Source organism: Aurantimonas sp. DM33-3 (genome assembly GCF_014334315.1).
Classification (GTDB): domain Bacteria; phylum Pseudomonadota; class Alphaproteobacteria; order Rhizobiales; family Rhizobiaceae; genus Aurantimonas; species Aurantimonas coralicida.
This window is the reverse complement of the sequence record NZ_JACSGS010000014.1, coordinates 118,792-135,891: the sequence shown is the minus strand read 5'-3', so window position 1 is coordinate 135,891 and position 17,100 is coordinate 118,792. Positions and strand designations below refer to the sequence as shown.

General features: G+C 67.5%; 17 protein-coding genes. 10 read left to right on the top strand and 7 right to left on the bottom strand.

The genetic code is table 11. The features are described from left to right. Positions 1 to 225: 225 nt before the first annotated feature. Together H9Q09_RS17485 and H9Q09_RS17480 are read right to left on the bottom strand one after the other, a co-directional pair. A complete protein-coding gene (locus tag H9Q09_RS17485; protein ID WP_246716208.1) occupies positions 226 to 870 on the bottom strand; it encodes a DNA-3-methyladenine glycosylase I in 645 nt (214 codons plus the stop codon). Between the two features lie 69 nt (positions 871 to 939). Continuing rightward, a complete protein-coding gene (locus H9Q09_RS17480; protein WP_024349277.1) occupies positions 940 to 1,134 on the bottom strand; it encodes a hypothetical protein in 195 nt (64 codons plus the stop codon). A 429-nt stretch (positions 1,135 to 1,563) separates the two neighbouring features. Between H9Q09_RS17480 and H9Q09_RS17475 the strand changes: the two genes are divergently transcribed. Further along, positions 1,564 to 2,427, top strand: coding sequence for a L,D-transpeptidase (locus H9Q09_RS17475; protein WP_187392089.1), 864 nt, complete (start codon positions 1,564 to 1,566; stop codon positions 2,425 to 2,427). A 148-nt stretch (positions 2,428 to 2,575) separates the two neighbouring features. Further along, positions 2,576 to 3,310, top strand: coding sequence for a L,D-transpeptidase (locus H9Q09_RS17470; protein ID WP_228238449.1), 735 nt, complete (start codon positions 2,576 to 2,578; stop codon positions 3,308 to 3,310). A 65-nt stretch (positions 3,311 to 3,375) separates the two neighbouring features. Here the strand turns inward: H9Q09_RS17470 and glcF are convergent, their stop codons facing one another. From glcF to H9Q09_RS17450, 4 genes are all read right to left on the bottom strand, one after another. Beyond that, a complete protein-coding gene (glcF, locus tag H9Q09_RS17465; RefSeq protein WP_187392087.1) occupies positions 3,376 to 4,719 on the bottom strand; it encodes a glycolate oxidase subunit GlcF in 1,344 nt (447 codons plus the stop codon). A 63-nt stretch (positions 4,720 to 4,782) separates the two neighbouring features. Beyond that, positions 4,783 to 6,024: a glycolate oxidase subunit GlcE gene (gene glcE, locus H9Q09_RS17460; RefSeq protein ID WP_187392086.1), complete on the bottom strand. Its 1,242-nt coding sequence runs from the start codon at positions 6,022 to 6,024 to the stop codon at positions 4,783 to 4,785. Between the two features lie 2 nt (positions 6,025 to 6,026). Then, positions 6,027 to 7,520: an FAD-linked oxidase C-terminal domain-containing protein gene (locus H9Q09_RS17455; RefSeq protein ID WP_187392085.1), complete on the bottom strand. Its 1,494-nt coding sequence runs from the start codon at positions 7,518 to 7,520 to the stop codon at positions 6,027 to 6,029. A 79-nt stretch (positions 7,521 to 7,599) separates the two neighbouring features. Next, positions 7,600 to 8,898, bottom strand: a complete 1,299-nt coding sequence (locus tag H9Q09_RS17450; protein WP_187392084.1) for a DUF3422 domain-containing protein — start codon at positions 8,896 to 8,898, stop codon at positions 7,600 to 7,602. Between H9Q09_RS17450 and H9Q09_RS17445 the strand changes: the two genes are divergently transcribed. The 6 genes from H9Q09_RS17445 to H9Q09_RS17420 all read left to right on the top strand — a co-directional run bounded on the left by H9Q09_RS17445 (position 8,888) and on the right by H9Q09_RS17420 (position 13,667). Further along, positions 8,888 to 9,838: a (Fe-S)-binding protein gene (locus tag H9Q09_RS17445; protein ID WP_246716213.1), complete on the top strand. Its 951-nt coding sequence runs from the start codon at positions 8,888 to 8,890 to the stop codon at positions 9,836 to 9,838. The two genes, H9Q09_RS17450 and H9Q09_RS17445, sit on opposite strands and share 11 nt — an antisense overlap. 114 nt (positions 9,839 to 9,952) lie before the next feature. Continuing rightward, entirely contained in the window at positions 9,953 to 11,389 is a 1,437-nt protein-coding gene (locus H9Q09_RS17440; protein WP_187392082.1) for a LutB/LldF family L-lactate oxidation iron-sulfur protein, read from the top strand. Further along, a complete protein-coding gene (locus H9Q09_RS17435) occupies positions 11,386 to 12,060 on the top strand; it encodes a lactate utilization protein (RefSeq protein WP_187392081.1) in 675 nt (224 codons plus the stop codon). Before H9Q09_RS17440 ends, H9Q09_RS17435 begins: the two co-directional genes overlap by 4 nt. 134 nt (positions 12,061 to 12,194) lie before the next feature. Further along, positions 12,195 to 12,566: a hypothetical protein gene (locus H9Q09_RS17430; RefSeq protein ID WP_187392080.1), complete on the top strand. Its 372-nt coding sequence runs from the start codon at positions 12,195 to 12,197 to the stop codon at positions 12,564 to 12,566. A gap of 130 nt (positions 12,567 to 12,696) precedes the next feature. Beyond that, positions 12,697 to 13,362 (top strand): LysE family translocator, encoded by a 666-nt coding sequence (locus H9Q09_RS17425; protein WP_187392079.1) that lies wholly within the window; start codon positions 12,697 to 12,699, stop codon positions 13,360 to 13,362. A gap of 92 nt (positions 13,363 to 13,454) precedes the next feature. Beyond that, positions 13,455 to 13,667 carry a hypothetical protein gene (locus tag H9Q09_RS17420; protein ID WP_024349289.1) on the top strand — a complete coding sequence of 71 codons (213 nt, stop codon included), beginning with the start codon at positions 13,455 to 13,457 and terminating at the stop codon, positions 13,665 to 13,667. A 113-nt stretch (positions 13,668 to 13,780) separates the two neighbouring features. On the opposite strand, the gene H9Q09_RS17415 is transcribed toward H9Q09_RS17420, so the two are convergent. Next, positions 13,781 to 14,578, bottom strand: coding sequence for an SDR family oxidoreductase (locus tag H9Q09_RS17415; RefSeq protein ID WP_187392078.1), 798 nt, complete (start codon positions 14,576 to 14,578; stop codon positions 13,781 to 13,783). A gap of 129 nt (positions 14,579 to 14,707) precedes the next feature. Here H9Q09_RS17415 and H9Q09_RS17410 point away from each other — a divergent pair, with 129 nt between their 5' ends. Further along, positions 14,708 to 15,454 carry a 16S rRNA (uracil(1498)-N(3))-methyltransferase gene (locus H9Q09_RS17410; protein ID WP_187392077.1) on the top strand — a complete coding sequence of 249 codons (747 nt, stop codon included), beginning with the start codon at positions 14,708 to 14,710 and terminating at the stop codon, positions 15,452 to 15,454. Positions 15,455 to 15,584: 130 nt separating this feature from the next. Continuing rightward, positions 15,585 to 16,958 carry a glutamate--cysteine ligase gene (locus tag H9Q09_RS17405; protein WP_187392076.1) on the top strand — a complete coding sequence of 458 codons (1,374 nt, stop codon included), beginning with the start codon at positions 15,585 to 15,587 and terminating at the stop codon, positions 16,956 to 16,958. Positions 16,959 to 17,100: the final 142 nt, after the last annotated feature.

Genomic DNA, 17,100 nt, shown 5'->3' with positions numbered 1-17,100 from the left:
CGCAAGCTCCTCGTCACGCTCAACGTGGCAATCCGAACCGGAGAATATCAGCCGCGCCCAGCCACCCCTTGACGCATACTCACACAGTTGCTCGGGCTTGACCCGAGGACCCATGCCTCAGCGCCACAACCGCCGCTCCGGTGACGATCACCGCGCCTGCCGCGACGCCGCGACACCGCTGCCGCGCCACGCACCAGCAGCGCATCACACGCCAGCGACGCCCCCTCACCCCGGCGGCGTGAACGCGTCCCGCGCCGCTGCGCAATCGTCGCGCATGCAGCAGCCGTCAATGTGGTCGTTGACGAAGCCCAGCGACTGCATGAAGGCGTAGACCGTGGTCGGGCCGACGAAGGTGAAGCCGGCTTTCTTCAGGGCCTTCGACAGGCGCGTCGAGGCGGGGGTGACCGGGTTGGCGCGCAGCCATTCGGCGGTCACCGTCGCCGGCCGCTCGTCCGCATCCGGCGCGTGGCGCCAGAGGAAGCGTGCCAGCGAGCCGTGCTCGGCGCGCAGCGCGTCGGCGCGGCGGGCATTGTTGATCGCCGAGACGATCTTGCCGCGATGCCGGATGATGCGGGCATCGAGGACGATCCGCTGCACGTCCGCCTCGTCCATCGCCGCCACCCGCGCGATCGTGAAGCCGTGGAACAGTTCGCGAAAGGCCGCGCGCTTGCGCAGGATGGTCAGCCAGGAGAGCCCCGCCTGAAACCCTTCCAGGCAGAGCTTTTCATAGAGCCGGTCGTCGTCAGCGGTCGGCCGGCCCCATTCCTCGTCATGGTAGCGACGATAGAGCTCGTCGCCGCCGTGCCAGGCGCAGCGCAGCAGGCCGTCCGGGCCGCGGATCAGGCCGTCCGGCGGCGGCGCGTCGTGCATCGATGGGTCCATGGCGCAGTTTTCGCAGGCGCCCGTCGAAGTGGCAAGCCGCCGCGCCGCCCGCCGGTGTCAGGCGTTGGTCGAGCGGCCCGACGCGCAGCGATACCGCTTCAGATGCCATTTCGGCCGCGCCTTCAGATGCTCGACGGCGGCAGCCTGGCCGAACAGGGCGCATTGCATGATGGAACCGTCGAAGGCGACCTGCTCGGGGCGGCAGTCGGCGGGGGCAGAGTTGAGGCAGACGATCAGGGTCAGAGCGATCATGGCAGGGCTCCTATGGCCGGTCCAGCGGCCATGGCGAAGGGGTTGCGATCGCAGCCTTGTGCGACCGGTTCATGCCATTGCGTGCGTTCGTCCCGCATCCGGGTTCTGGTGCCCGTCATGGCGCCCTTTGGACGCCGAGATCGAATCTAGCAATTATGTTGCATTGCACAATGCCTGAAATTTCGGCGTGCGCTTTAATTCGGCATAGTGTGGCAGGCATGCTGCAACACCTCCGCGCGCCACATCCGCGTCGGACTCACAACGCCCCCTTAACCACGCTGCGAAACCGCTGCTTAACCTTATGAAACTGTTTCCGTTTTCGAGGGTGTTTCGGACCGGCGCGTTTACCATTCCCTTGCCCTTTGCAGCGAGGCTCGGTGTCGAGGCGGCAGGCGCAAGCCGGCCCCGATCCGGCAATCGAGGGACATCATGGCGATACCGATATCCGCCCGGCGCGCACTCGTCGGCCTGCTGGCGATTCTGGCCTGCCCCGCGGCGAGCCAGGCGCAGGAGCGATACCGCAGCTTGCCGTCGGTCGAGATCGCGCCCGATCTGGCCGATCGCTGGCTCCTGCAATTGTCGCCCGGTGACGGCGTCGCCCGCAGCTATCAGAGGGCCGCCGCGTCGGGTGTCGTCCTCGGCGGTCGCCGCGGCGCTGCGGCGCCCTCGGCTGGCACCCGCGTCGTCGTGCGTCCTGGCTACGCCCAGCAGCGCGTCCGCGGCCAGGCGCCCGGCGTGCGGCCCGGCTATCTGCCCGGAACGCGCAGCGCCGCACCGGTGACCGGACGCCAGCAGGTTGCGCTGGCGACCCGCAATCTTCCGGCTCCGAACGCGGTCGACCCGCAATTCCTGCCCCAGACCGTGCCGTACAGCGGCAAGGAGGCGCCCGGCACCATCGTCGTCGATACCAGGGCGAAGTTCCTCTACCATGTCGGCCGCGACGGCACGGCGCGCCGCTACGGCGTCGGTGTCGGCAAGCCCGGCTTCGGCTGGAAGGGCCGGCATCCGATCACCCGCAAGGCCGAATGGCCGAGCTGGACGCCGCCGAAGGCGATGATTGCCCGCGAACGCAAGAAGGGGCGGATCCTGCCGGCCCACATGAAGGGCGGCGAAGCCAACCCGCTGGGTGCCCGCGCGCTCTATCTCGGCTCCACGCTCTACCGGATCCACGGCACCAACCAGCCCTGGACGATCGGCCGCGCGGTGTCCTCGGGCTGCATCCGCATGCGCAACCAGGACGTGATGGATCTCTACGAACGGGTGAAGGTCGGCACCAGGGTCGTTGTGCTCTAACGGCAACAGCCCCGACTTTCCTCAACGGAATGCGGAACTCGATGCGACCAACGCGGCGAGAATGCGTTCAAACCATGGCACAATGACGGCAACGAGGCGCGGGACACGGTGGGCTTTGCTCCGCCCCGCCAAACGAGAGGAGCCTCCCATGCAGAACTGGACACGATGGGCCGGAGCCGGCCTGACGGCGATCATGGCCCTGGCGGTGACCGGACAGGCCAGCGCCGAAGACGTGCGCCGCTACGACCACGCGACCAACAAATGGGTGACAGTCAGCGCCGAGCGCGTCGCCGCCCGCACGCAGCACCGGGCCCTCGCCCAGCGCGGCCCGGCGGCCCAGTATCATCGCCGTCAGGTGCGCATCGAGACGCGTGAGAAGCCGGGCACCATCATCGTCGATTCCCAGCGCAAATATCTCTACTTCGTCGAGGGCAACGGCATGGCGACCCGCTACGGCGTCGGCGTCGGCCGCGAAGGCTTCGGCTGGTCGGGCCGGATGAGCGTCGGCCGCAAGGCCGAGTGGCCGGGCTGGACGCCGCCGCCGTCGATGATCAAGCGCGAGCGCGCCAAGGGCCGCATCCTGCCGGCCCACATGAAGGGTGGCCCGGCCAACCCGCTGGGCGCACGGGCGATGTATCTGTATCGCGGCGGTCGCGATTCGCTGTTCCGGATCCACGGCACCAACCAGCCCTGGACTATCGGCCAGAACATGTCCTCGGGCTGCATCCGCATGATGAACCAGGACGTCGAGCACCTGTATGAGCGCGTGCCGAACGGCACCAAGGTCATCGTCATCGGCCCCAGCGGCCAGGGTCCGAAGAACGTCTATACCGAAGTCGGCGTCGTACGCGAAAACGTCATCGCCTCGATCTTCGGCGGCTGAGCCCAGCGCCCGATCGCTTCGACATCACGGCCCGCCGGCAACGGCGGGCCGTTTTGCGTTATGGGCTACTCCGCCGCGACGAGGCCGGGCTCGCCGCGGGGCCGGACGGCGGCGAGGCTCGCCGGCTTCTCGCCGCCAAAGGCCCAGTCGAGGAGCTCGATCGTGTGCAGGATCGGAATGCCGGTGCCCGAACCGATCTGCGTCATGCAACCGATATTTCCGGTGGCGATCGCCTGCGGCGCGATGCTCTCGATGTTCTTCACCTTGCGGTCGCGCAAAGTGGCGGCGATCTCGGGCTGCAGGATGTTGTAGGTGCCGGCCGAGCCGCAGCAAATGTGGCCCTCGGGCACGTCGCGAACGGTGAAGCCGGCCTGCGCCAAGAGCACTTTCGGAGCCTTGGTGATTTTCTGGCCGTGCTGCATCGAGCAGGCCGAATGATAGGCCACCACCAGATCGGTCGCGTTGACCGGCAGCGGCAGTTCCAGCTCGGACAGGAATTCGGTGACGTCCTTGGCCATGGCCGAGACCCGCGCTGCCTTCTCGGCATAGGCCGGGTCCAGCCGCAGCATGTGGCCGTAATCCTTGATCGTCGTGCCGCAGCCCGACGCCGTGATGATGATCGCGTCGAGGCCGTCGGCGTCTGCCGTGCGCGACCAGACGTCGATGTTGCGGCGGGCAAAATCCAGTGCGGGCTCTTCCTGGCCCATGTGATGGACCAGCGCGCCGCAGCAGCCCTCGCCCTCCGGCACCACCACCTCGACGCCGAGCCGGTTCAGAAGCCGCACCGTCGCCTCGTTGATCTTCGGATCGAGCACCGACTGGGCGCAGCCGCGCAGCAGCGCCACCCGCTTCCTGCGCGGCCCCTCGGCCGGCCGCACGCCCGGCGCGTTGACCTGCGATTTCGCCGGCACGGTTCCCGGCGCCAGTTTCAGCATCGCGGCCAACGGCTTCAGCGGCTTGATCGCATCGAACAGCCCGGCGAAGGGCCGGCCGATGCGCGCCATGACGAGGCTCGCGCGGAACCGCTCGGGATAGGGCAGTGTCATCGCCAGGATCCGCCGGATCATCCGGTCGGCCAGCGGCCGCTCATAGGTCCGCTCGATATGGGCGCGGGCATGGTCGACGAGATGCATGTAGTTCACGCCCGACGGGCAGGTCGTCATGCAGGCAAGGCACGACAGGCAGCGGTCGATATGGGTGACGGTCTTCTCGTCGGCCGGCCGGTCGTTCTCCAGCATCTCCTTGATCAGGTAGATGCGCCCGCGCGGGCTGTCGAGCTCGTTGCCGAGGGTGACATAGGTCGGGCAGGTCGCGGTGCAGAAGCCGCAATGCACGCATTTGCGGATGATCTGCTCGGAATGCGCGGTCTCGGGATCGGCGAGCTGCGCGGGGGAGAAGGTGGTTTGCAAAGGTCTGGCCCATGAAAGAGTCTGGAAACGTCGTCGATGCGAACCGGCGGCGCGGCAGCCCGCCTAGCCCATCCGCCCGGGATTGAGCACGCCGGCGGGGTCGAACTGCTGCTTCAGCCGGCTGGCGAGACCCGCCAGCGGCCCCGGCTGCGGCTGGAAGACGGCGGTCGCCGCCCGCACGCTTTCGGAGGCGCGCACCAAGGTGGCATGGCCGCCGCCGAAGCGCCGGATCGTCTCGCGCACCAGTTCGGCCTCCGGCTCGCCTTCCATGCGCAGCCAGACGAGACCGCCCTGCCAGTCGTAGAAGGCGTCGATCGCTGCCTGCATGCGCAGGCTCATGACGATCTCGTGGCCGCGCGTCGGCGTCACGGACAGGCGCCAGACCGGCTTGTCGGTGCGGTCGACGAAGGGCCGGATGTCGCGCACGTCGCGCCAGACCGCCCGCGACGCCTCGCCCTCCAGGTGCTCGACCTTCCCGACCTTCTCGAGTGCCGCACTCAGATAGGCCGAACGCGCCGCGACCGACGGGCCGAAGCCTTCCAGCCGGATCAGCGTCGCCGCGTCGTTGCCGAGATGGCCGTCGGCGACGCGCGAGGCGACATACATCGGCAGATGCGCCGCGCCCGAGGCTTCCGCCGACGAGCCCATCGCCGCCGCCATGGCGCCGGTCGCCGCATCGTCGGCGAGACCGCGCAACACGATGGTCGTCTCGGTCTCGGTCTTCGGCAGCACCTTCAGCGTCACGTCGGTCATCACCGCCAGCGTGCCGAAGGAGCCGGTGAGGCCCTTGGAGAGATCGTAGCCGGTGACGTTCTTCACCACCCGGCCGCCGGACTTGAACATCTCGCCACGGCCCGACACCGCGTGGACGCCGAGGATGTGATCGCGCGCCGCGCCGTGCTTCAGCCGCCGCGGCCCGGCGAGGTTGCAGGCGACGACGCCGCCGATCGTGCCGAGGCCCGGCTCCAGCCCATGCAACGGCCCGTAGTCGAGCGGCTCGAATTCCAGGCGCTGTCCGGCCTCGTCCAGAAGCGTCTCGATCTCGGCGATGGGCGTGCCGACACGTGCCGACAGGACCAGCTCTTCCGGCTCGTACAGGGTCACGCCGGCCATGGCCGACAGCGACAGGGTGCGCGCCGCCTGCACCGGCCGTCCAAGGCCGCGCTTGGAGCCGGTGCCCTCGACCGCCAGCGGCTCTCCCTGCGATACCGCCGCCGCGACGATGTCGCGGAGCTGGATCGCGGTCTCGGGCCGCAGGATGGACGCGGTGGGTCCGGCCGCGCCGGTCGATCGCAACTCGCTCATGGTCAGAACCTCGGCAGGTCGGGAAAGGCCACCTGCCCCTTGTGGACATGCATCCGGCCGAGTTCGGCGCAGCGATGGAGCTGCGGGAAGACCTTGCCGGGATTGAGCAGATGCTTGTCGTCGAAGGCGCATTTGACCCGCTGCTGGTGGCGCAGATCGTCCTCGCTGAACATTTCCGGCATCAGGTCGCGCTTTTCCACGCCGACGCCGTGCTCGCCGGTCAGGACGCCGCCGACCTCCACGCACAGGCGCAGAATGTCGTTGCCGAACTCCTCGGCCCGGTGCAGCTCGCCCTCCTTGTTGGCGTCGTAGAGGATCAGCGGATGCAGATTGCCGTCGCCGGCATGGAAGACATTGGCGACACGCAGATCGTATTTTTCCGAGAACGCCTTCATCCCGGCCAGCACCCGCGGCAGCTCCTTGCGCGGAATGGTGCCGTCCATGCAGTAATAATCCGGCGAGATGCGGCCGACCGCCGGGAACGCCGCCTTGCGCCCGGCCCAGAACGACGCGCGCTCTTCTTCCGAATTCGAGACCTTGGTGACGGTGGCGCCATTGGCGTCGGCAATTGCCGCAACCTCGGCCAAGAGATGATCGACCTCGGCGCCCGGCCCGTCGAGCTCGACAATCAGCAGCGCCTCGACGTCGCGGGGATAGCCGGCATGGACGAAATCTTCCGCGGCGTGAATGGCCGGCCGGTCCATCATCTCCATACCTGCCGGTATGATCCCCTTGGCGATGATCGCGGCAACGCACTCGCCGGCCTGTTCGGAGGTGGGAAAGCCGATCAGCACCGCCCGCGCGGTCTCCGGCTTCTGCAGGATGCGGACCGTCACCTCGGTCACGACCCCGAGCAGGCCTTCCGAGCCGGTCATCAGGCCGAGGAAATCGTAGCCCTCGGCTTCCAGATGCTTGCCGCCGAGGCGCACCACCTCGCCCTCGATGGTGACGAACTCGATGCCGAGGACGTTGTTCGCGGTCAGGCCGTATTTCAGGCAGTGCACGCCGCCGGAATTCTCCGCGACATTGCCGCCGATCGAGCAGGCGATCTGCGAGGACGGATCGGGCGCGTAGTAGAAGCCCTCGCCTTCCACCGCCTTGGTGATGCCGAGATTGGTGACGCCCGGCTGCACCACGGCGCAGCGATTGTCGTAGTCGATCTCCAGCACCCGGTTGAACTTCGACAGGACCAGGAGCACGCCGTCCTCGAGCGGCAGGGCGCCGCCGGACAGCGACGTGCCGGAGCCGCGCGGCACCACCGGGATCTCGTTGGCGTGACAATATTGCAGGACCCGTGCGACCTGCTCCACCGTCGACGGCAGCACGACCACCAGCGGCATCTGGCGATAGGCGGTCAAGCCGTCGGATTCGAACACGGCCATCTCGTTGGCGGCATCCACCACGCCCTCGCCCGGCACGATCGCGCGCAGGGCGTCGACGATCGACTGGCGGCGGCCGAGGATCGCCTCGGACGGCTTGGGCATCATCACGGACATCGGCTCACTCCCATTAGAGAGGCGAAACTAGGCGCCGCACGGGCCGGCGTCCACAGAAGGAACGGTAGGCGTCTGCGGCTCAATGACCGTCCTCGCCGCCCTGCATGTGATGCTTGCGGATACTGCGCACGACCAGCCAGACCCCGAGCAGCGCGATCGGCACGAAGCCGGCGACGAGCACCGTCGCGGAGACCGGCAGTCCCTGATACTCCAGCGCCTTGGCAACATAGCCGAACAGCCCGACGACGTAGTAGCCGATCGCCGCGACCGACAGGCCCTCGACGGTCTGCTGCAGCCGCAATTGCAGCCGCGCCCGCCGGTCCATGGAGGCCAGCAGGTCGCGGTTCTGGTGCTCCAGTTCCACGTCGATGCGCGTGCGCAGGAGGTTCGCGGCCCGGCTGAGCTTCTCCGACAGATTGGCCTGCCGCTCCTCGATGGCGCGGCAAGTGCGCATGGCCGGCCCCATGCGGCGCTTCAGGAAGGCGCTCCAGCTTTCCTGCCCGGCGATCGGCTGCTCGCCGATTGAGGCGAGGCGTTCGCTGACGATCTCGTCATAGGCCCGGCTCGCCCCGAACCGGTAGAGCACCGAGGCTGCGGACGCCTCGACCTCGGCCGCCGCCAGGGTGATCTCCTGCAGCAGCTGCCGACTGTCCTCGTTGCCGCCCTTCATCTCCTCGGTGATCGACATCAGCCGGCTTTCGAGCGAGGCCACCATCGGCCCCACCGAATGGGCGAGCGGCAGGCCGAGCAGCGCCAGGGTGCGGTAGATCTCGACTTCCACCAGACGCATGGCGAGCGCGCCGGCGCGTTGCGGCGGCAGCCCGTCGTCCAGCACCAGCATGCGTGTCATGCCGTCGCCATCCTGGCGGAAATCCGTTGCTGCATGGGCGAGCCCGCTCTCCATGATCGAATGGCAGTAGCTCGACTTGTCGAAGCTCTCGAGCGCCGCCTGACCAGCAGCGTCGTTCGGCCGCAACTCGAGATGGACACCGGCGATGAACGGTCCCGGCGCCTGGAACTCGGCGCCGAAGGGATGGCCCTCGACCGGGTCTCCGAAATGTTCGGGCGGCGGCCCTTCCCAGGAATAGGTGCAGAATTCGGTGTGCCGCTCCCAGCGCAGCTTGCCCTTGCCGAAGGCGAAGGAATGGGTCCGGGCGTCCTTGGCGGGCGGCGGCACGCCGCGGCGCACCGACATTTCGGCAAGGATCGCCAGATCGCTCTCGCCGTGATCCTCGTTCATGAAGGCCAGCACCACCAGCGCGCGCGGCAGCTCGATCAGCGGAAACGGCCTGGCATGCAGTTCGCCGAGGACGGCGGCCCGGCGCGGATCGGTGGGAAAGCGGTCGAGCGACGCCTGGCGTAACGTGATGCGGCCCATCTTTTCCCCTTTGTGGTGCCGCTCTTGCTACCCGATCGGCCAAGTCCGGTCCAAGCAGGAATTGCGATTGTCGACAAACCGGCTCAGAACGTTTCCAAACTGCAACGTTGCCGACGCCGCCGCCAATGTGCGACGAAGGACGTACGAGGAGAAGCCATTGAGCGAGAATGCCGTTCGCAGCGAGACCCGTCCGCAAGTCGCGCTGTTCGTTACCTGTCTGGTCGATCTGTTCCGTCCGAGCGTCGGCTTCGCGGCCATCAAGCTTCTGGAAGAATCGGGCTGCGACGTCGTCGTCCCGACGGCCCAGACCTGCTGCGGCCAGCCCGCCTACAATTCCGGCGACCGGGCCGACACCCGCGCCATCGCCGAACAGGTGATCGCCACCTTCGAGGGCTTCGACTACGTGGTCGCCCCGTCGGGATCCTGCGGCGCCATGCTGAAGAAGCACTATCCCGAGCTCTTTGCCGGCGATGCCGAGTGGGAGGCGCGCGCCCTCGCCTTTTCCGACAAGGTGTTCGAACTCGTCAGCTTCCTGGCCGACGTGCGGGGCATGACCGGCGTCACCGCGAGGGTCGAGGGCACCGCCACCTACCATGATTCCTGCTCGGGGCTGCGCGAGCTCGGCGTCAAGGCGCAGCCGCGCATGCTGCTCGACAGCGTCGAGGGGCTGGAACTGACCGAACTGCGCGATTCGGAAGTCTGCTGCGGTTTCGGCGGCACCTTCTGCATCAAATATCCCGACGTCTCCAACGCCATCGTCACCAAGAAGGCGCGCAATGTCGGCATGACCGGCGCCGACATGCTGCTGGCCGGCGACCTCGGCTGCCTGATGAACATGGACGGCAAGCTCAAGCGCGAGAATATCGGCATCGAGGTCCGTCACGTGGCCGAAGTCCTCGCCGGCATGACCGACGCCCCGCCGATCGGCGGCAAGCTGTGAGGCGTCAACGCCTGCAGCGAAGCGGCAGAACGCTCGCCCCGGTGGCGGCCGCCACCCCGTGGACGGCCGAGCAGCGCCGCGACCCCGACTTCATGCCCGAATAGGCTCCGCCCCATGCAGATCACTTCGCATACGTTCAAGGCCAATACCGTCAAGGCGCTCGCCGATGTCGAGCTGCAGCGGGCCCTCGGCCATGTCGAGAAGGGCTTCATCGACAAGCGCCAGACCGCGGTCGACGCCCTGCCGGAATTCGACGCCCTGCGCGACAACGCCGTCGCCATCAAGAACCACACGCTGAAGCATCTCGACCTCTATATCGAGGCCTATGTGGCCAAGGTCGAGGCCTCCGGCGGCATCGTGCATTTCGCCGAGGATGCGGACCACGCCCGCAAGATCTTCCTCGACATCGCCAAGAAGCGGAACGCCAAGACCGTCACCAAGGGCAAGACGATGATCTCCGAGGAGATCGGGCTCAACGCCTTCCTGGAAGAGAACGGCATCGTGCCGGTCGAGACCGATCTCGGCGAGTACATCATCCAGCTGCGCGGCGAGCATCCGAGCCACATCATTGCCCCGGCCGTCCACGTGACCCGCGACCAGGTCGAGGCGGATTTCCGCCGCGTCCATGTCGACCTCGACCCGAACCGCAATCTGGTGGAGCCGGAGACGCTGCTCGGCGAGGCCCGCCAGATCCTGCGCCGCAAATATGCCGAGGCCGATATCGGCGTGACCGGCGCGAACTTCCTGATCGCCGAGACCGGCTCGTCGGTCATCGTCACCAACGAGGGCAATGGCGACCTGACCCAGCTTCTGGGCAAGTGCCACGTGGTGCTGGCCTCGATCGAGAAGCTGGTGCCGACGCTGGAGGACACCGCCCAGATCCTGCGCATCCTGGCGCGCTCGGCGACCGGCCAGGACATGAGCGTCTACACGACGCTCTCGACGGGGCCGAAGCGGGACGCCGATCTCGACGGGCCGGAGGAATACCACGTCATCCTCCTCGACAACGGCCGCTCCAACATGCTGGGCACCGAGTTCGAGGAGATGCTGCGCTGCATCCGCTGCGGCGCCTGCATGAACCATTGCCCGGTCTATCACGCTGTCGGCGGCCACTCCTATGGCTGGGTCTATCCGGGCCCGATGGGCGCGGTGCTGACGCCGTCCCTGATCGGTGTCGACAAGTCCGGCCATCTGCCAAACGCCTCGACCTTCTGCGGCCGCTGCGAGAGCGTCTGCCCGATGCGCATTCCGCTGCCCAAAATGATGCGGCACTGGCGCGAGAAGGAATTCGAGAGCCATCTCCAGCCCAGGACCCAGCGCACCGGCCTCGGCGTCTGGGCGTTCTTCGCCCGGCGGCCGGCGCTCTACCGGGCAGCGGTGTCGATGGCGATGCCGCTCCTGAAGCTGGCGGCGGGCCGCAAGCGGCGCTTCGCCTCGCTGCCGCTGGCCGGCGGCTGGACCAAATGGCGCGACCTGCCGGCGCCCGAAGGGCGCACCTTCATGCAGCAATACGCCCAGAAATCCCATGCGACGACGGGGGACAAACGATGAGCGCATCCACCCGCGAAGCCGTCCTCGGCCGGATCCGCCGCTCCAACGGCGCCCGCCCCAACGACCCCGAGCGCAGGCGCATCGTCGAGGAACGCATGGCCGGCGCACCCGTCGGGATCGTGCCCCAGCGCGGCCAGTTGCCCCAGGACGAGCAGGTGGCGCTGTTCATCCGCATGGCCGAGCGGGCCAACGCCACCACCGCGCGGATCGCCGGCTATGGCGACTTGGCCGGCGAGGTCTCCCGCTGGCTGCGCGAGAACAATTTCCCCGCCGATCTCAGAATGTCCGAAGACCCACGCTTCGCCGACGCCGATTTCGACGCCACGTCGCTCACCATCCGCAAGGGCGTCAGCGACGGCGACGATCTCAACGGTCTCTCCCATGCCGAGACCGCCATCGCCGAGACCGGCACGCTGGTGCTCGTCTCCGGTCCGCAGAACCCGACGAGCCTCAACTTCCTGCCGGAAAACCACATCGTCGTGGTGAAGGCCGACAGCATCGGCGGCGAGATGGAAGCCGTCTTCCCCATGCTGCGTGCGCGCTACGGCAAGGGCGAGATGCCGCGGTCGCTGAATTTCGTCACCGGCCCGTCGCGCTCCGGCGACATCGAGCAGACGCTGCTTCTGGGCGCCCATGGCCCGCGCGCCCTGCACATCGTGATCGTCGACTGACACGGCGGAGCACAGCCCGGACACGCCGCGCATGACGCTAGGGAAATATTTTTGCCGAGCGGGGTGAGCTTTCCCGCAAACCGGGCTAGGCTTTCCCTTCCGCGCCCGTACCGGCGCGGCCAAGGGAGGCGGCGATGACCGGATGGACTTGGACGGCCCTTGCGGCGATCGTGGTCACGGCAGCGCTTCCCATGGGATCCGCCAGCGCGGCGTCCTGCCGGGATTTTCCCGGCCTGCGCTCGCAGGAATCGGCACGGTCGGTCACGGTGACCTTCGTGAACCGCACCGAGGAATATCGCAGCGTCGACTGGCTCGACTTCGACGGACAGCCGGTCAGCTACGCCAGCCTCAATCCCGGCGAGAGCTTCCGGGTCGAGACCTACCGCACCCATCCCTGGATGCTGACCGACGGCCCCGGCAATTGCATCGAGATCTTCATGCCCGGACGCCGCGACGCGCAACGCTTCGACATCACGGTCCCTTCGGACGGCAGCGGCGGCGACTGACGCTTCCAGAGCCGTGGAACCGGGCGACGGCCCAAATTCCAGGCGGCCAGCCCCGCGCAGGCGCAGCCCCGCTTGACGGCGGCGCGGCCGGGTGGCTCTCTTCCGCATCCCGGTCGCCAGCGGAGCGTTCATGCCCATTGATCCCGCCACGCTTGCCGCCTTTGCGCTGGCCTCGTTGATCCTTCTCGTGATCCCCGGACCGACGATCATCATGGTCGTCGGCCAGGCACTGGCGCATGGCCGCAACGTCGCGCTGGCCAGCGTGCTGGGCGTGGGACTTGGCGATCTCGTGGCGGCCAGCCTGTCGCTGATCGGCGTCGGCGCGCTTCTTTCGGCGTCGGCCACGGCCTTCGTCGTCCTGAAATGGGCGGGGACGCTTTATCTGGTCTGGATGGGCCTTCGCATGTGGCGCAGCACCCTGTCGCCGGCTTCGCAGGCGCCGAACGATTTCGATCCCGTCGCCGCGGGACTGCCGGAGGCAGGTGCGGTATGGCCGGCCCATATCTTCCGCGACGCCTTTCTGGTCACCGTCTTCAATCCCAAGGGGATCGTGTTCTTCGTGGCCTTCGTGCCGCAGTTCCTGGATCCCGGCCGGCCTTACTGGCCGCAGGCGACCATCCTCGTCGCGCTCTTCGTGCTCCTGGCGGCCGGCAATGCCTTTCTCTATGCGCAGCTCGCCGTGCGAGCCCGCGATCTTATTCGACGCCCGTCGGTGATGCGCTTCGTGGTCCGCATCGGCGGCTCCTGCCTGATGGGCGCCGGCATTGCGGCGGCACTGGTCGCCCGGCCGGCCTGAGGCGCCAGGCCGGCACCGGCAGAATTCGCCCCCGCGTGGAACAGGGTGCCGGTGACGCCGTTTCGTTGGCAATTCCGAATGGAGCATCCGAGATGAAGACGCTGAACGAATCCGCCATGGACAATGCCATGCATGCAGGCCCGCGCGACCGCGCCGAGGACAAGGATGCGAAGGACAACGCGGCCTCCGGTGGCGGCGACCGGCCGATGACCGACGAGGAAGAACTCGATGAGGCGCTGGACGAGACCTTCCCGGCCTCCGATCCGGTCGCGCCGAGCCGCATCGACGGTCCGATCAAGCCGTAGCACCAACAGACGCAAAAAAAGCGCCGCGCCACCTCGAGGGCTGCGCGGCGCTTTTCATGCACGACAGGAAAGAAGGCCGGCGGGAGCGATCCCGCCGGCCTTTGTCGTTCCGGTCAGTTCTGGACGGCCTGGACCGAGCCGCCATCGACCCGCATGTTCGAGCCGTTGATGAAGGAGCCGCGCTCCGAGACGATCAGCGCGATCGCTGCGGCGACCTCCTCGGCCCGGCCGCGACGCTTCAGCGCGATGCCCGGACGCTCTTCATCCAGGAAGCTCTCGACGGCTTCCTCGAAGGAGACGCCCAGTTCCTTCGAGCGCTTCTCCATCATGCCGTCGGTCATCTGGGTCTCGATAAAGGCCGGCGACACGGTGTTGCAGAGGATGCCGTGCTCGGCCTCCTTGTAGGAAAGATTCTTCACGAAGGCCGCCAGCGCCGCCTTGGCGGTGTTGTAGGTCGCCTCGTCCCAGTAGGGCTGCACGGCGTTTTCCGAGGTGATGCAGACGAAGCGGCCCCAGCCATTCGCGCGCATGGTCGGGAAGGTCGCGCGCGCAACGCGCACCGCCGACATGAAGTCGATCTCCCAGGCTTCCAGGTAATCGGCGTCGGCGACCTCCAGCGGATGCCCCTTGGCGCCGGTGATGCCGGCCGTATGCAGGACGATGTCGATCCGGCCGAAGCGATCCAGCGCCTGCCTAGCCATCGCATCGACGGCGGCCTGGTCGGTCACGTCGGCGGCCACGCAGATATAGTCCGCGTCGAGGGAGGCGGCGTCCTTTTCGAGCCGCGTGATCTCCTTGTCGGAGAGCACCAGCTTGCAGCCTTCCGCGGCGAGGATGCGGGCGGTTTCGAAGCCCATGCCGTCGGTGGCGCCGGTGATCAGCGCGACGCGATCCTTGATCTGGAGATCCATGCGGTGTCCTTGCTTTGTGTCTGAGGGTTTCGCGTGACAATGACTGCGGGGAGATTAGGTTTCGCCGCCATGCGGACACGATGCCGCATCCGGGCCGTGACACGGCCCGAGGGAAGGACAATTCGAGACATGCCCAACCACGACTTCAAGAGCCCGCGCCTGTATCTCGACGCGGATCTGGTCGCCGAGACCCCGGTGCCGGCAACGCCGGTGCAGGCCAACTACCTCCTCAACGTCATGCGGCTCGGCGAGGGCGCGCAGGTGCTGGCCTTCAACGGCCGCGACGGCGAATGGCGCTGCGATCTGGTCAAGGCGGCCAAGAAGAAGCTCGACCTCGTCCCGCGCGAAAGGGTGCGGGACCAGACCCCGCCGGCCGATCTGCATTACCTCTTTGCACCGCTCAAGCACGCCCGGCTCGACTACATGGTCCAGAAGGCCGTGGAGATGGGCGCCAGCGTGCTGCAGCCGGTGATGACCCAGCATGTGCAGGCGACCCGCCTCAATACCGAGCGCATGCGGGCCAATGCGATCGAGGCGGCCGAGCAATGCGGCATCCTGTCGATCCCCGAATGCCGGGAGCCGGTGAAGTTCAACGACATGCTCGACCGCTGGGACGGCGGCCGCCGCCTGATCTTCTGCGACGAACGGGCCGATGCGGGGAGCCCCATCGATACTTTGCGCGCGTTGCCCGAAGGCCCGCACGCCCTGGTGATCGGCCCGGAAGGCGGCTTTTCGGCCGAGGAGCGCGAACGGCTGAACGCTGCCGACTTCGTCACCGCCATCTCGCTCGGCCCCCGCATCCTGCGGGCGGATACGGCGGCGGTGGCCGCCATGGCGGTGCTGCAGGCCGCCATCGGCGACTGGCGGCAAGGTTGAGGCACGCCGCACTGGCCACACCGTCAACACGAATTATGTTGCGGTCCGAGGGGAAAATCGGCAGTGCCGATATTCCCGTGGCGGGACTCCGCCTGCCGGCAGGACCGGCTGAACCATTCGAAGGACGAGCATGGCGCGCGATACGACCGATCTGACGCCGGTCACCTCGGTCGAGGATCTGACCGCTCATCTGGCGACAGGCGAAAAGCCGGCCTCGCAGTTCCGCATCGGGACCGAGCACGAGAAATTCGGCTTCTACACCGAAGATCTGTCGCCGGTGCCCTACGAGGGCGAGCGCGGCATCGGCAAGCTTCTGGAGCGCATGCAGGCGCTGTCGGGCTGGGAAGCGATCATCGACGACGGCCGCATCATCGGCCTGTTCGGCAGCGCCGGCCAGGGCGCGATCTCGCTGGAGCCCGGCGGCCAGTTCGAGCTGTCCGGCGCGCCGCTGGAGACGATCCACGAAACCTGCCGCGAATCCAACGCGCATCTCGCCCAGGTCCGCTCGGTCGCCAAGGAGCTCGGCATCGGCTTCCTCGGCATCGGCTCGTCGCCGACCTGGACCCTCGACGAGACCCCGGTCATGCCGAAGTCGCGCTACGAGATCATGCGCCGCTACATGCCCAAGGTCGGCACCCGCGGCCTCGACATGATGTTCCGTACGGCGACCATCCAGGTCAATCTCGACTTCTCGTCGGAAGCCGACATGCGTCGCAAGATGCAGACCAGCATGAAGCTGCAGCCGATTGCGACGGCGCTCTTCGCCAATTCGCCCTTCACCGAGGGCAAGCCGAACGGCCTCTGCTCCTGGCGCTCCGACGTCTGGTCCGACGTCGACAACCAGCGCTCCGGCCTTCTACCCTTCGTCTTCGAGGAGAATTTCTCCTATCGCGACTATGCCGAATGGGCGCTCGACGTGCCGATGTATTTCGTCACCCGCGACGGCCGCTACACCGACGTCACCGACGTCACCTTCCGCCAGTTCATGGACGGCGCCCTGAAGGGGCGCATTCCCGATCCCGAGCCGCAGCTCGGCGACTGGACCAACCATCTGTCGACGCTGTTCCCCGATGTGCGGCTGAAGACCTTCCTGGAAATGCGCGGCGCCGATGGTGGACCGTGGCGGCGCATATGCGCCCTGCCCGCCTATTGGGTCGGCCTGCTCTACGACGATGCGACGCTCGACGCCGCCGAGGCGCTGACGAAGGACTGGACCTTCGAGGAAGTCTCGGCGATGCGCGAAGCGGTGCCGCGCGACGGCTTCCGCACCCCGTTCCGCGATTCCAGCGTTCTGGAACTGGCCCGCGAGACGGTCCGCCTCTCGCGCCAGGGTCTCGTTGCACGCAACCGGCGCAACGAGGAAGGCAATGACGAGAGCCATTTCCTCGCCCCGCTCGAAGAGGTCGTCGCACGTGGCACCACGTCGGGCGAGGAACTGGTCCGGCTGTTCGAGGAACAGTGGGACGGCTCCATGGAGCGCGTCTTCAAGCATCTGACCTACTGAGCCCGGCCGGCCGAACGGCCGCAGCCCCGCCCTTCGACTGTTCCCGCCTGTTGCAGCCCGACGCTGCAACAGGCGGTCTTGCTTTGTGATTGGCTTTCCCCCGGCGGTTTGACAGGATGATCGGTCTGTGCCCCGTTCTGCC